The following is a 14,413-nucleotide window of genomic DNA, read 5'->3' on the forward strand; positions in this document are numbered from 1 at the left end:
AGCTTCGGGATCGGAGTGCTGATCTCGCGGCCGTTGCTGACGCTCCCGCGGTGGCGGCGACCAGGTGGGTTACCGTCACGGACTAGTGTCGCTAGATGGTTTGCGGCCGTGGGCCGGGCCCGGTCCGAACAGGCCGGGTTAGATGGAAACCAGAGGGAACACCGGACATATGACCGACGACGACAACATCGAGATCATCAGCCGTGACGCCGACCAGGACGGTCAGGACGGCCAGGACTCCGACAACAAGTCGCTGACCGACCTCGTCGAGCAGCCCGCCAAGGTGATGCGCATCGGCACCATGATCAAACAGCTGCTCGAGGAGGTGCGGGCCGCGCCGCTGGACGACGCCAGCCGCAACCGGCTACGCGAGATCCACCGCACGTCGATCTCCGAACTGGAGGACGGGCTCGCACCGGAACTGCGCGAGGAGCTCGAGCGGCTCACGCTGCCGTTCACCGAAGAGGGGGTGCCCTCGGACGCCGAGCTGCGCATCGCCCAGGCCCAGCTGGTGGGCTGGCTCGAGGGCCTGTTCCACGGAATCCAGACCGCCCTGTTCGCCCAGCAGATGGCCGCGCGCCAGCAGCTCGAGCAGATGCGCGGACAGGGTGCGCTGCCGCCCGGGATGGCGGCCCGCGGTGGCCCGTCACATCCGGGAACCGGGCAGTACCTGTAAAGGGCCTGCGTTGGTCCCCCGCATCGAGACGCGCAACGCGTGGGTGGAGTTCCCGATCTTCGACGCCAAGTCGCGCTCGCTGAAGAAGGCCTTCCTCGGCAAGGCGGGCGGCGCGATCGGCCGCAACGACTCCAACGTCGTGGTGATCGAGGCGCTGCGCGACATCACCATGAACCTCGAACTCGGCGACCGGGTCGGGCTGGTCGGCCACAACGGCGCGGGCAAGTCGACACTGCTGCGCCTGCTCTCGGGCATCTACGAACCCACCCGCGGCGTCGCGACCGTCACCGGGCGGGTGGCACCGGTGTTCGACCTGGGTGTCGGAATGGACCCGGAGATCTCCGGTTTCGAGAACATCATCATCCGCGGGCTGTTCCTCGGGCAGACCCGCAAGCAGATGCTCGCCAAGATCGACGAGATCGCCGAGTTCACCGAGCTCGGCGACTACCTGTCGATGCCGCTGCGCACCTACTCGACCGGTATGCGGGTGCGCCTGGCGATGGGCGTGGTCACCAGCATCGACCCCGAGATCCTGTTGCTCGACGAAGGGATCGGCGCGGTGGACGCCGAGTTCCTCAAGAAGGCGCAGTCGCGGCTGGCCAAACTGGTCGAGCGGTCCGGGATCCTGGTGTTCGCCAGCCACTCCAACGAGTTCCTGGCCCGGCTGTGCAACACCGCGATGTGGATCGACCACGGCACCATCAAGATGTCGGGCGGCATCGAGGACGTCGTGCGCGCGTATGAAGGCGAGGACGCCGCCCGCCACGTCCGCGAGGTCCTCGAAGAGACCCGGTCAGGATGACCGATTCGACCGGCGTCGGCGTGACGGACACCGTCTGCGCGGTGGTGGTCACCCACCGGCGTCCCGATGAGCTGGCCAAGTCGCTGGAGACGGTGTCGGCGCAGAGCCGCGCCCCCGACCACCTGATCGTCGTCGACAACGACGACGATCCACGCGTCGCCGAGCTGGTGGCCGGCCAACCGATCCCGACGACCTACCTGGGCTCACGCCGAAACCTCGGCGGTGCAGGCGGTTTCGCGCTCGGCATGCTGCATGCGCTGGCGCTGGGCGCGGACTGGGTGTGGCTGGCCGACGACGACGGCCGACCCGCCGACTCCGAGGTGCTGGGCACGCTGCTGGCCTGCGCCGCCCGGCACGGCCTGGCCGAGGTGTCGCCGATGGTCTGCGACATGGACGACCCCGGGCGGCTGGCCTTCCCGCTGCGCCGCGGCGTCGCATGGCGGCGGCGGGTCTCGGAACTGCGTACCGACACCGCGCAGGACCTGCTGCCCGGGATCGCGTCGCTGTTCAACGGCGCCCTGTTCGCCGCCGCGACGCTGGAGGTGATCGGCGTGCCCGACCTGCGACTGTTCGTGCGCGGCGACGAGACCGAACTGCACCGCAGGCTGGCGCGTTCGGGGCTGCCGTTCGGCACCTGCCTGGACGCGGTGTACCTGCACCCGCAGGGCGGCGACGAGTTCAAACCCATCCTCGGCGGGCGGATGCACACGCAGTACCCCGACGACGAACGCAAACGCTTTTATACCTACCGCAACCGCGGCTATCTGCTGTCCCAGCCGGGGCTGCGGCGACTGCAGTTTCAGGAGTGGGCGCGCTTCGGCTGGTTCTTCCTGGTGTCGCGGCGCGATCCGGCCGCCCTGATGGAGTGGATCCGGTTGCGGCGCATGGGCCGTAGGGAAAGGTTCGGCAGGTTTGAGTACCGGGTTGACGGGAATCATCGATGACGTTCACTGACGCCGCCGCGCAGTCGAAGACCATGAGCCGCGCCTGGGGTGATCTGGTCGCGGGGTTCGGCAGGCGCGAACTGTGGCTGCATCTGGGCTGGCAGGACATCAAGCAGCGCTACCGGCGCTCCGTGCTCGGGCCGTTCTGGATCACGATCGCCACCGGCGCGACCGCGGTGGCGATGGGGCTGCTGTATTCCAAGCTGTTCAAACTGGAACTGTCCGAACACCTTCCGTACGTCACGCTCGGGCTGATCGTGTGGAACCTGATCAACGCGTCGATCCTGGAAGGCGCCGACGTGTTCGTCGCCAACGAGGGTCTGATCAAACAGCTGCCGACCCCGCTGTCGGTGCACGTCTACCGGCTGGTGTGGCGGCAGATGCTGCTGTTCGCGCACAACATCATCATCTTCGTGATCATCGCGATCATCTTCCCGAAGCCGTGGACGTGGACCGACCTCGCGGTGATCCCGGCGCTGGCGCTGATCGTGCTCAACTGCGTGTGGGTCGCGTTGTGCTTCGGCATCCTGGCCACCCGCTACCGCGACATCAGCCCGCTTCTGGTCAGCCTGGTGCAGTTGCTGTTCTTCATGACGCCGATCATCTGGAACGAGTCGACCCTGCAGCAGCAGGGCGCGGCCCAGTACGCCAAGGTCGTCGAGCTCAACCCGCTGCTGCACTACCTCGACATCGTGCGGGCCCCGCTGCTGGGCGCCGACCAGGAACTGCGGCACTGGGTGGTGGTGATCGTGCTGACCGTGATCGGGTGGATCCTCGCGGCGTTCGCGATGCGCCAGTACCGCGCCCGCGTCGCCTACTGGGTCTGACGGTCGCGCCGAGCGGCCACTTAACCCGCGGTTTCGGCGGCTCGGCGACGGATAACTGGCCACTCGGCGGAACTGGGGCGCCCGGGCGTAGCGTTATGCGGCTATGAGCATCCCGCCATATCAGCCGCCGTCGTCGACACCGTCGAGTCCGGCCGGCACCCTGACCTGCCCGAAGTGCGCCGGCTCGATGCGCACCTACGAGCGCAACGGCATCCACCTCGAACAGTGCGACACCTGCCGGGGGATCTTCCTGGACTTCGGTGAGCTCGAATCGCTCACCCAGATGGAGAACCGGTTCGTGCAGGCCGCGCCGCCGCCGCCACCGCCCGCGCAGCAGGGCTACGGGTACGGCCCGGGCTGGGGGCACCGCGGCAACAAGTACTACCGCAAGCAGGGGTTCGGCCGGCTGTTCTTCTCCAGCTAGACCATCCGCGCGCAGGCGGCCAGCAGCAGTTCGTCGTCGGGATGATGGGCGGCGGCCTGCACGACGGCCGCGCGGGCGAACGGCTCGAGCACCGGCCACGGGTCGCCGTCGCCGACTGCGGGACCGTCGGCGCCGCGGTACGCGTCGAGGAAGCGGTGCCAGTCGTCGTCGGGAATCAGCCCGGCGGCCCAGAACCCGGCGGGGCGCCCCAGATCCCACGCGGGGTCGCCGACGCCGAGGTCGTCGACGTCGATCAGCAGCCACCGGCCGTCGGCGCGGCCGAGCTGTCCGAGGTGGAAGTCGCCGTGCACCAGCGTCGCCGGGCGGCCCGGCGAACCGGCCCGCCACACCGCGTCGGGCAGGCCCGCGGCCGCCCGCCGCACCACCGGGTCGCCGGTGGTCCGGACGGCCCGGCGCAGGCGCTGCGGCCCTCCGTGCACCCCCATGCGCGACGGCCGCGGCTCCCGGTGCAGCCGGGCAAGCAGCCGGCCGGCCTCGGCCCAGGGCAACGAATCCGGTTGCGGCTCAACCACTTCGACGAGGGGCCAGAGGGTCCGCCAGCGTTCGCCGATGCGCACCGGCGCGGGCTGCAGCGGTGAGAGCAGGCAGTCCGACCGGGCGGCGACGCCCAGCCGGACCGTCAGATCACGCGGGTTGATACCCGGTCGGTGCAGTTTGTGGACGACATCGCCGTCGATGACGATCTCTGCACCGGACCGGGTCTGCACACCTGAAACCTAGCGACGCGACGGCTGCAGTCGGGTGGTCACGCCGATTCGGTTCCAGGCGTTGATCGTGAGGGCCATCGAGATGACCTGGCCCAGTTCCCGTTCTTGATCAGCTCGGCGAGTTCGGGATCGAGGTCCTTGGACGCCGCGGCGTCCAGCGCCACCACCGCCTTGTAGACCTCCGGAGACACCTGCGGCAGCGTGATCCGCCGGACCCCGGTCATCTCGGTGGTCATTTCGGTGGTCATTTCAGGGCCGCCCTCGGGGCCTGCCGGATCGCGACGTTGATGCGGTTCCAGGCGTTGATGGTGACGGCCATCGCGATCACCTGCCCGAGTTCGCGGTCGGTGAACACCGCGGCGGCTCCGGCGTACACGTCGTCGGGGACGTGCCCGTCGTGCAGGTCGGTGATCGACTCGGTCAGCGCCAGCGCCGCCCGCTCACGCTCGGTGAACAGCGTGCCGGCCTCCCGCCATGCGGCGATCAGGTCGAGCTTCTGCTCGCTGATGCCGTGCTTGCGGGCGTCGCGCAGGTGCATGTCGAGGCAGAACGCGCAGTGGTTGATCTGCGAAGCGCGGATCTTGATCAGCTCGCCGAGTTCGACCTCGACGTCCTTGGCCGCCGCCGTGCTCAGTGCCAGCATCGCGTCCAGCAGTTCAGGCGAGGTCTTGTAGATCTTCAGCCGGTCGACGGCTTCCAGTGTCTGGGTCATGTCTTCGACGCTACTGCGCAATGTCCCATCCGCATGGTTCAATCAGCCCATGGCTTCATGGGCCAATACGGGCAGCCGCGACCTGCATCTCGATCTGCGGGAGCGCATCACACCCGGCGCGCGCGGCGCCCGGGAACTGCTGCTCACCGCGTTGCGCGATGCCGTCCGCAGCGGCCGGCTCGCGACCGGCACGGTGCTGCCGCCGTCGCGCAGCCTGGCCGCCGATCTCGGATTGGCCCGCAACACCGTCGCCGAGGCGTACGCCGAACTGGTCGCCGAAGGCTGGCTCGCCTCCCGGCAGGGCGCAGGCACCTGGGTGGTCAACAACGGCGGTCCCGCAGTGCCCGCCCGGTCGCGCGGCGTACGAACGGTGCCGCGGCACAACCTGATGCCCGGTTCGCCCGACGTCGCCGAGTTCCCCCGCAACGAGTGGGTTGCCTCGACGCGTCGCGCACTGACCAATGCGCCGACCGAGGCGCTGCGCATGGGTGACCCGCGCGGGCGGCCCGAACTGCGCGAGGCCGTCGCCGAGTACCTCGGGCGGGCCCGCGGCGTACGCACTTCCCCCGACGCGGTCGTGATCTGCGCGGGCACCCGGCACGGCGTGGAGATGCTGGCCCGGGTGTTCGGCGCGACCCGCCCGATCGCGGTGGAAGCCTACGGGCTGTTCATCTTTCGCGATGCCATCGCCGCGTCGGGGATGACGACGACGCCGATCGGCGTCGACGAGCACGGCGCGGTGGTCGACGATCTCGATCGGCTCGACGTACCCGCGGCGCTGCTCACCCCCGCCCACCACAGCCCGCTGGGCATGTCGCTGCACCCGTCACGCCGCACCGCGGTCGTGGACTGGGCGCAGCGCACCGACGGCTACATCATCGACGACGACTACGACGGGGAGTTCCGCTACGACCGCCAACCGATCGGCGCGCTGCAGGCCCTGTCCCCCGACCGGGTGGCCTACCTCGGATCGGCCAGCAAGAGCCTGTCGCCGGTGCTGCGGCTGGGCTGGATGGTGTTGCCCGCCAACCTCGTCGAGCCGGTGATCGCGGCAGGCGGCGGTGACCAGTTCTACGTCAACGCGATCGCCCAGCTGACCATGGCGGACTTCATCGCCGGTGGCGGCTACGACAAGCACATCCGGCGGATGCGGCTGCGGTACCGGCGGCGCCGCGACACGCTGGTCGAGGCGTTGGGGCACTTCGACATCGGGATCGGCGGCCTGAACGCGGGGCTGAACATGCTGTTGACCCTGCCGGACGGCGCCGAACCCGAGGTGGTGCAGCGCGCCGGTGAGGCAGGTGTTGCGCTGCAGGGGCTTTCGTTGATGCGGCATCCGCTGGCCGGGCCCGAGGTGCCGCAACCCGACGGGGTGATCGTCGGTTTCGGCACCCCGGCCGAGCACGCGTTCAACGCCGCGGTCGAGGCGCTGTGCGGTGTTCTGGCCGCCAGCGGGCTGTAGCTGCTTCGGGGGCACGTAAGCTGCCCGGGTGGCCGAGCCCCCCATGTCGCCCAGCCTGAGCCTGGGCACCCAGGTGTGGCGGTTCGTCGTCACCGGGGGCCTGTCGGCCGTCGTCGACTTCGGGCTCTACGTCGCGATGCTCGCGGCCGGCCTGCACGTCAACGTGGCCAAGACGCTGAGCTTCATCGCCGGGACCACCACCGCCTACCTGATCAACCGTCGGTGGACCTTCCAGGCCCCGCCGAGCAAGGCACGGTTCGTCGCGGTGTGTGTGCTGTACGCGGTCACCTACGCCGTGCAGGTCGGCATCAACTATGTGTTCTACGTCGCCTGGGACGAGAAGCCGTGGCGGGTCCCGGTCGCGTTCGTGATCGCGCAGGGCACCGCGACGGTGATCAACTTCGTCGTCCAGCGCGCGGTCATCTTCCGCCTGCGCTGACGCTCGGGGCGCCACCGGACGCACGGTACCCTCGTCACGATGTCCGAGAACCTGCCGACGACTTCGCGTGCGCTGACCGGCTTCGGGCGTACCGCACCGTCGGTCGCCCAGGTGCTGAGCACACCGGACGTCGAACTGATCGCCCGAGCGGTCCGCGAGGCCGCCGACCGCAGCGCCTCGAGCCCCACCTACCTGCAGCGCGGCGTGCTCGCCCGCGGCCTCGGCCGGTCCTACGGCGACCAGGCGTGCAACGGCGGCGGCTTGGTCATCGACATGACCGCGCTGCACCGGATCCACTCGATCAGCGCCGAGACCGCGGTGGCCGACGTCGACGCCGGCGTCAGCCTCGACCAGTTGATGAAGGCGGCACTGCCTTTCGGTCTGTGGGTGCCGGTGCTGCCCGGCACCCGGCAGGTCACCGTCGGCGGCGCGATCGCCTCGGACATCCACGGCAAGAACCACCACAGCGCCGGCAGCTTCGGCAACCACGTGCTGTCGATGGACCTGCTGATGGCCGACGGCGAGGTGCGCACACTCACCCCCGACGGCCCCGACGCCGAGCTGTTCTGGGCCACGGTCGGCGGCAACGGCCTGACCGGCGTCGTGCTGCGCGCCCGGATCGCGATGACCCGCACCGAGACCGCCTACTTCATCGCCGACGGTGTGGCCACCCGCGACCTCGACGAGACCGTCGCGGTGCACCTCGACGGCAGCGAGGACCGCTACACCTACTCCAGCGCGTGGTTCGACCTGATCAGCCCGCCGCCCAAACTCGGACGCGCCTCGATCAGCCGCGGCAGCCTCGCGACACTGGACCAGCTGCCGCCCAAGCTGGCCAGGGACCCGCTGAAATTCGATGCGCCGCAACTACTCACGGTGCCGAACATCTTCCCGGTCAGCGCCATGAACAAGCTGTCGTTCATGGCGATCGGTGAGGTGTACTACCGGCTCGGCGGAACCTACAGCGGCAAGATCATGAACCTGTCGCAGTTCTACCACATGCTCGACCTGGTCAGCGGCTGGAACAACGCTTACGGCCCAGCCGGTTTCGCGCAGCACCAGTTCCTGGTCCCGCCCGACGCGCTCGAGGAGTTCAAGGCGATCATCCGCTGGATCCAGACCAGGGGCCACTACTCGGCGCTCAACGTGTTCAAGCTGTTCGGCCCCGGTAACCGTGCGCCGCTGAGCTTTCCGATGGCCGGGTGGAACGTCGCGATGGATTTCCCCAACCGGCCCGGGGTCAACGAGTTCCTCAACGAACTCGACGAGCGGGTGATGGAGTTCGGCGGCCGGGTCTACACCGCCAAGGACTCCCGGGTGACCGCCGAGCGCTTCCACCAGATGTATCCCCGTATCGACGAATGGATCGCCGTGCGCCGCAAGGCCGACCCGAACGGTGTCTTCGCATCCGACATGGCCCGACGCTTGGAGTTGCTGTAAATGGTTCTTGACGCCGTGGGTAATCCGCAGACCATCCTGCTGCTCGGCGGCACCTCGGAGATCGGGCTGGCGATCTGCGCGCGCTATCTGCGCAACGCGAAGGCCCGCGTCGTGCTGGCCGACCTGCCGGGCCATCCCCGCAAGGACGACGCGATCGCGGAGATGACAGCCGCAGGCGCCAGATCCGTCGAGTGGGTCGACTTCGACGGCCTGGACACCGCCAGCCATCCCGCGGTGATCGAGAAGGCGGCCGCCGGTGGCGATATCGACGTCGCAATCGTGGCCTTCGGCCTGCTGGGTAACGCCGAGGAGCTGTGGCAGGACCAGTCCAAGGCGGTACAGATCGCCGAGATCAACTACACCGCAGCCGTTTCGGTCGGCGTGCTGCTCGGCGAGAAGATGCGCGCGCAGGGCTTCGGGCAGATCATCGCGATGAGCTCGGCCGCCGGTGAACGGGTGCGTCGCTCCAACTTCGTCTACGGCTCCACCAAGGCCGGACTGGACGGCTTCTACCTCGGGCTCGGAGAAGCGTTGCGCGAGCACGGTGTTCGAGTGCTGGTCATCCGGCCCGGCCAGGTCCGTACCACCACGACGATCGAGCACTGGAAGGCGACCGGCACCAAGGAGGCGCCGTTCACCGTCGACAAGGACTACGTCGCCGAGTTGGCGGTCACCTCCGCGGCCAAGGGCAAGGAACTGGTCTGGGCGCCGGGCACCTTCCGCTACGTGATGATGGTGCTGCGCCACATCCCGCGCCCGATCTTCCGCAAGCTCCCGATTTGATGCCAGGCTCGCTGGCCCTGCCGACGAGAATCGCCGGGCAGATGGCGGCCGCCGGGGCGGTGGCGGTTGTCGTGGCGGTGGTGTCGCTGGCCGCGATCGCGCGGGTCGAGTGGCCCGCCTACAACTCGTCGAATCAGCTGCACGCGCTGACCACCGTCGGCCAGGTCGCCTGTCTGATCGGCGTTCTGGCCAGCGGGCTGCTGTGGCGGCGCGGGAGGCGGCGGCTCGCCGAACTGGGCGCGACGGTGTTCCTGTCGGCGTTCGCGGTGGTGACCATCGCCATGCCACTCGGGGCGACGAAGCTCTACCTGTACGGCATCTCGGTCGACCAGCAGTTCCGCACCGAGTACCTGACCCGGCTGACCGATTCGCCGGCGCTGCGCGACATGACCTACATGGGCCTGCCGCCGTTCTACCCGCCCGGCTGGTTCTGGGTCGGCGGGCGGCTGGCCGCGCTGACCGGCACCCCCGCCTGGGAGATGTTCAAACCGTGGGCCGTCATCTCGATCACGGCCGCGGTGGCGGTCGCGTTCGTGTTGTGGGCGGCGATGATCCGCTTCGAGTACGCGCTGGTGGTGTCGACGGCCACCACCGCGGCGACACTGGCCTACTCGCCGGCCGAACCGTACGCCGCGATCATCGCCGTGCTGCTGCCGCCGATCTTCGTGCTGGCGTGGTCGGGTCTGCGCGGCGCTGACCGCAACGGTGGCTGGGCCGCGGTCATCGGGACCGGGTTGTTCCTCGGCGTCGCCGCGCTGTCCTACACGCTGCTGCTGGCGTACGCCGCGTTCACGCTGGCAATCATGGCGGTGCTGCTGGCCGTCACGCGCCGACACATCGGCCCGCTGCTGCGGCTGGCCGTCATCGCCGCGATCTCGATCGCCATGTGGCTGGTCGGGCTGGGCCCGTGGCTGCTGGCCGCCGCCCGCGGCGAACCCGCCGACTCCGGCACCGCGCAGCACTACCTGCCGACCGACGGGGCACAGCTGGAGTTCCCGATGCTGCATCCCACGCTGCTCGGCGCGTTGTGCATGCTGGGCACGCTGTGGCTGGTCTGGCGGGCGCGGTCCTCGACGCGGGCCGGGGCCCTGGCGATCGCGGTGCTGGCCGTCTACGCCTGGTCGCTGCTGTCGATGCTGACCACGCTGCTGGGTACGACGCTGCTGTCGTTCCGTCTGAACCCGACGCTGACGATCCTGCTGACCGCCGCGGGTGCGTTCGGCTTCATCGACGTCACCCGCGCGGTGGCGGCCCGGGTGCGGCCGGAGAACGCGCAGAAGGTGGTGGCGGTCGCGGCGACGCTGGGCGCCGTCGGCGCGCTGACCTACAGCCAGGACATCCCCGACGTGCTGCGCTCGGACATCGTCGTCGCCTACACCGACACCGACGGCGACGGGCAGCGCGCGGACCGCCGGCCCCCGGGCGCCGAGCGCTACTACCGCGAGATCGACGCCAGGATCCTCGAGGTGACGGGCCGGCCCCGCAACGAGACCGTCGTCCTGACCGCCGACTACAGCTTCCTGTCGTACTACCCGTACTACGGTTTCCAGGGGCTCACGTCGCACTACGCCAACCCGCTCGCCCAGTTCGAGAAGCGTGCCGACGCGATCGAGAGCTGGGCCACGCTGACCGAGGCCGACCGGTTCGTCGAAGCGCTGGACAACCTGGCCTGGGAGGCGCCGACGGTGTTCCTGATGCGCCGCGGCGCCGACGACACCTACACGCTGCGGCTGGCCTCCGACGTGTACCCGAACCAGCCCAACGTGCGGCGCTACCACGTCGCGCTGGACGAGGCGCTGTTCGACGAACCCCACTTCGAGGTGTCCAGTATCGGCCCGTTCGTGCTTGCCATCCGCAAGCCCAATTAAGATCGCACCCCGTGGTCGCACAAGCCGGGGTCGGGTCAAACCATAAGACCGCGCGGCTGATCGCCATCGTCGCGGGACTGCTGGGCGCGCTGCTGGCCGTCGCGGTCCCGCTGTTGCCCGTCACGCAGACCACCGCCGAGCTGAACTGGCCGCAGAACGGCCTGCTGGAAAGCGTCGACGCCCCGCTGATCGGCTACGTCGCGACCGATCTGGAGATCAGCATTCCGTGCAGCGCGGCCGCACCGCTGGCCGCACCGGACACCCGCGGGCGCACCGTGCTGCTCTCCACGGTGCCCAAGCAGGCGCCCAAGGCCGTCGACCGCGGCCTGCTGATCGAGCGGGTCAACAACGACCTGCTGGTCATCGTGCGCAACACCCCGGTGATCAGCGCACCGCTGGCCGAGGTGCTCAGCCCGCAGTGCGAGCGGCTCACGTTCACCGCCCACGCCGACAAGGTGACCGGCGAGTTCGTCGGGCTGACCCAGGGCGCCGACGACCCGGAGCCCGGGCAACCGCTGCGCGGCGAGCGCGGCGGCTACGACTTCCGGCCGCAGATCGTCGGCGTGTTCACCGACCTGTCCGGGCGCGCGCCGCCGGGCCTGGAGTTCTCGGCCACCCTCGACTCCCGCTACAGCACCTCGCCCACGCTGCTCAAGACGCTCGCGATGATCATCGGGGTGGCGATGACGGTCGTCGCGCTGGGCGCCCTGCACGTGCTCGACACCGCCGACGGCCGCCGCGTCAAGCGGTTCCTGCCGCCGCGCTGGTGGACGCTGCGCCCGCTGGACGGGGTGGTCACCGCGGTGCTGGTGTGGTGGCACTTCGTCGGCGCCAACACCGCCGACGACGGCTACATCCTGACCATGGCCCGGGTCTCCGAGCAGGCCGGCTACATGGCCAACTACTACCGCTGGTTCGGCACCCCGGAGGCGCCGTTCGGCTGGTACTACGACCTGCTGGCGCTGTGGGCGCACGTCAGCACCCACAGCGTGTGGATGCGGCTGCCCACCCTGCTGATGGCGTTGACGTGCTGGTGGCTGATCAGCCGCGAGGTGATCCCGAGGCTGGGGCACGCGGTCAAGACCACCCCGGCGGCGGCGTGGACGGCGGCCGGTCTGTTCCTGGCGTTCTGGCTGCCGCTGAACAACGGGCTGCGGCCCGAGCCGATCATCGCGCTGGGCATCCTGCTGACCTGGTGCTCGGTGGAGCGCGGCGTGGCCACCAGCCGGCTGCTGCCGGTGGCGATCGCGGTCATCATCGGCGCGCTGACGCTGTTCTCCGGCCCGACCGGAATCGCCGCCGTCGGGGCGCTGCTTGTCGCCGTCGGACCACTGAAAACCATTGTGGCCGCGCATGTCTCGCGATTCGGCTACCTGGCGCTGCTGGCGCCGATCCTGGCCGCGTCGACCGTGACGATCATCCTGATCTTCCGCGACCAGACGCTGGCCGCCGAACTGCAGGCCAGCGGATTCAAGTCCGCCGTCGGCCCGAGCCTGAGCTGGTTCGACGAGCACATCCGCTACGAGCGGCTGTTCACGCTGAGCCCCGACGGCTCGGTGGCGCGGCGCTTCGCGGTGCTGACACTGCTGCTGGCGCTGGCGGCCGCGGTCGCGATGGCGTTGCGCAAGTTCAAGATTCCGGGTACCGCGCTGGGCCCCAGCCGCCGCATCGTCGGCATCACCGTGATCTCGTTTTTGGCGATGATGTTCACCCCCACCAAGTGGACCCACCACTTCGGGGTGTTCGCCGGGCTGGCCGGTTCGCTGGGCGCGCTGGCTGCCGTAGCGGTCACCGCGGCCGCGATGCGCTCGCGCCGCAACCGGTCGGTGTTCGCCGCCACCGTGCTGTTCACCATGGCGCTGTCGTTCGCCACCGTCAACGGCTGGTGGTACGTCTCCAACTTCGGTGTGCCGTGGTCGAATGCCATGCCGGAGTGGAAGTTCGGCTTCTCGACGATCCTGCTGGGCCTGACGGTCCTGACGCTGCTGGCCGCCGCCTGGTTCCACTTCTCCGGACGCGACGTCTCACCGCCCGGCCCGCCGCGGCGCTGGCAGCGGATCGTGCAGGCGCCGCTGGCCGTCGCCACCTGGCTGGTGGTGACCTTCGAGGTGGTGTCGCTGACCGTGGCGATGATCGGCCAGTACCCGGCCTGGAGTGTGGGCCGCTCCAACCTCGAGGCGCTCACCGGGAAGACCTGCGGTATGGCCGAAGACGTTCTGGTCGAACAGGACCCGAACGTCGGCATGCTCGTCCCGGTCGACACACCCGTCGGCGAGGCCCTCGGCGCGGGCGTCGCACAGGGCTTCGGGCCCAACGGGATTCCCGCCGACGTCTCCGCCGATCAGACCGTCAGCGGAGAGGGCACGTCGACCAACTTCGCCGACACCGACAACAACGACGAGGACCAGGCCGGCAACGGCGGCACCGAGGGCGGCACCACCGCCGGCGCCGGGGTCAACGGCTCCCGGGCCCGACTGCCATACAACCTCGACCCGCGCACCACCCCGGTGATGGGCAGTTGGCGGGCCGGCACCCAGCAGCCCGCGCAGTTGCGGTCGGCCTGGTACCGGCTGCCCGCCGACCGGGACGCGGCCGGTCCGCTGCTCGTCGTCTCCGCGGCCGGCCGGTTCGACTCCGGTGAGGTGGTCCTGCAGTGGGCCACCGACGAACAGGCCGCGGCCGACGAACCCGGCGGCGGCCTCGGGTTCGGCGACGTCGGCGCCTCACCGGCCTGGCGCAACCTGCGCGCGCCGCTGGCGGCGATCCCCGGCGAGGCCACCCAGGTCCGGCTGGTCGCCACCGACGACGACCTCGACCCGCAGCACTGGATCGCGATCACCCCGCCGCGCATCCCCGACCTGCGCACCCTGCAGGACGTCGTCGGCTCCGAGGACCCGGTGTTCCTGGACTGGCTGGTCGGCCTGGCGTTCCCGTGCCAGCGGCCCTACGGGCACCAGAACGGCGTCATCGAGGTGCCGAAGTGGCGGATCCTGCCCGACCGGTTCGGCGCCGAGGCGAACTCGCCGGTGATGGACTACCTCGGCGGCGGGCCGCTGGGCATCACCGAACTGCTGGTGCGCGCGACGACGGTGTCGACCTATCTCAAGGACGACTGGTTCCGCGACTGGGGTTCGCTGCAGCAGCTCACCCCGTGGTACCCCGACGCCACCGCGGCCCGTCTGGACCTGGGCACCGCGACCCGCAGCGGGCTGTGGAGCCCGGCGCCGCTGCGGCTGTCCTGACCGGTCCGGCCGCTTTGCGACACCGGCACGGTCCCGCGTGGCGGGCGCACTCATCGGCGTCGCCTA

General features: G+C 69.8%; 14 protein-coding genes. 11 read left to right on the plus strand and 3 right to left on the minus strand.

Going from position 1 to position 14,413, the window contains the following annotated elements; all coding sequences use genetic code 11:
• Positions 1-169: 169 nt before the first annotated feature.
• The 5 genes from BHQ18_RS25060 (at position 170) to BHQ18_RS25080 (ending at position 3,673) form a co-directional block, all read left to right on the plus strand.
• Positions 170-676, plus strand: coding sequence for a bacterial proteasome activator family protein (locus tag BHQ18_RS25060; protein ID WP_069416361.1), 507 nt, complete (start codon positions 170-172; stop codon positions 674-676).
• Between the two features lie 10 nt (positions 677-686).
• Positions 687-1,478: a galactan export ABC transporter ATP-binding subunit Wzt/RfbE gene (wzt, locus tag BHQ18_RS25065; protein ID WP_069416362.1), complete on the plus strand. Its 792-nt coding sequence runs from the start codon at positions 687-689 to the stop codon at positions 1,476-1,478.
• 20 nt (positions 1,479-1,498) lie between these two features.
• Positions 1,499-2,422, plus strand: a complete 924-nt coding sequence (gene glfT1, locus BHQ18_RS25070) for a galactofuranosyltransferase GlfT1 (protein ID WP_069416401.1) — start codon at positions 1,499-1,501, stop codon at positions 2,420-2,422.
• Entirely contained in the window at positions 2,419-3,249 is an 831-nt protein-coding gene (gene wzm / locus BHQ18_RS25075; RefSeq protein WP_069416363.1) for a galactan export ABC transporter permease subunit Wzm/RfbD, read from the plus strand. The genes glfT1 and wzm overlap by 4 nt, the downstream gene beginning before the upstream one ends.
• 103 nt (positions 3,250-3,352) lie before the next feature.
• The gene (locus tag BHQ18_RS25080; protein WP_069416364.1) at positions 3,353-3,673 is read left to right on the plus strand and encodes a TFIIB-type zinc ribbon-containing protein; all 321 of its coding nucleotides are present in this window, start codon (positions 3,353-3,355) and stop codon (positions 3,671-3,673) included.
• Here the strand turns inward: BHQ18_RS25080 and BHQ18_RS25085 are convergent.
• Genes BHQ18_RS25085 through BHQ18_RS25095 form a run of 3 tightly spaced genes read right to left on the minus strand, consistent with a single transcriptional unit; the run spans position 3,670 to position 5,113 of the window.
• The gene (locus tag BHQ18_RS25085) at positions 3,670-4,401 is read right to left on the minus strand and encodes a phosphotransferase family protein (protein ID WP_069416365.1); all 732 of its coding nucleotides are present in this window, start codon (positions 4,399-4,401) and stop codon (positions 3,670-3,672) included. The genes BHQ18_RS25080 and BHQ18_RS25085 overlap by 4 nt on opposite strands.
• A 38-nt stretch (positions 4,402-4,439) precedes the next feature.
• Positions 4,440-4,649 carry a hypothetical protein gene (locus BHQ18_RS30965; protein WP_069416366.1) on the minus strand — a complete coding sequence of 70 codons (210 nt, stop codon included), beginning with the start codon at positions 4,647-4,649 and terminating at the stop codon, positions 4,440-4,442.
• On the minus strand, positions 4,646-5,113 hold the full coding sequence (locus tag BHQ18_RS25095) for a carboxymuconolactone decarboxylase family protein (RefSeq protein ID WP_069416367.1): 468 nt from the start codon (positions 5,111-5,113) through the stop codon (positions 4,646-4,648). The genes BHQ18_RS30965 and BHQ18_RS25095 overlap by 4 nt, the downstream gene beginning before the upstream one ends.
• 49 nt (positions 5,114-5,162) lie before the next feature.
• Here BHQ18_RS25095 and pdxR point away from each other — a divergent pair, with 49 nt between their 5' ends.
• The 6 genes from pdxR to BHQ18_RS25125 are packed head-to-tail and all read left to right on the plus strand — an operon-like array spanning position 5,163 to position 14,347.
• Complete coding sequence (gene pdxR / locus BHQ18_RS25100; protein ID WP_069416368.1) at positions 5,163-6,575, plus strand: MocR-like pyridoxine biosynthesis transcription factor PdxR; 1,413 nt, start codon at positions 5,163-5,165, stop codon at positions 6,573-6,575.
• Positions 6,576-6,618: 43 nt separating this feature from the next.
• The gene (locus BHQ18_RS25105; protein WP_069416369.1) at positions 6,619-7,014 is read left to right on the plus strand and encodes a GtrA family protein; all 396 of its coding nucleotides are present in this window, start codon (positions 6,619-6,621) and stop codon (positions 7,012-7,014) included.
• Positions 7,015-7,053: 39 nt separating this feature from the next.
• On the plus strand, positions 7,054-8,454 hold the full coding sequence (locus BHQ18_RS25110; RefSeq protein ID WP_069416370.1) for a decaprenylphosphoryl-beta-D-ribose oxidase: 1,401 nt from the start codon (positions 7,054-7,056) through the stop codon (positions 8,452-8,454).
• Positions 8,455-9,237, plus strand: coding sequence for a decaprenylphospho-beta-D-erythro-pentofuranosid-2-ulose 2-reductase (locus BHQ18_RS25115; RefSeq protein WP_069416371.1), 783 nt, complete (start codon positions 8,455-8,457; stop codon positions 9,235-9,237).
• Positions 9,237-11,105: a galactan 5-O-arabinofuranosyltransferase gene (locus BHQ18_RS25120; protein ID WP_069416372.1), complete on the plus strand. Its 1,869-nt coding sequence runs from the start codon at positions 9,237-9,239 to the stop codon at positions 11,103-11,105. The genes BHQ18_RS25115 and BHQ18_RS25120 overlap by 1 nt, the downstream gene beginning before the upstream one ends.
• A gap of 11 nt (positions 11,106-11,116) precedes the next feature.
• Positions 11,117-14,347: an arabinosyltransferase domain-containing protein gene (locus BHQ18_RS25125; protein ID WP_069416373.1), complete on the plus strand. Its 3,231-nt coding sequence runs from the start codon at positions 11,117-11,119 to the stop codon at positions 14,345-14,347.
• Positions 14,348-14,413: the final 66 nt, after the last annotated feature.

It is taken from the genome of Mycolicibacterium flavescens, assembly GCF_001722335.1.
In the GTDB taxonomy this organism is placed as follows: domain Bacteria; phylum Actinomycetota; class Actinomycetes; order Mycobacteriales; family Mycobacteriaceae; genus Mycobacterium; species Mycobacterium flavescens.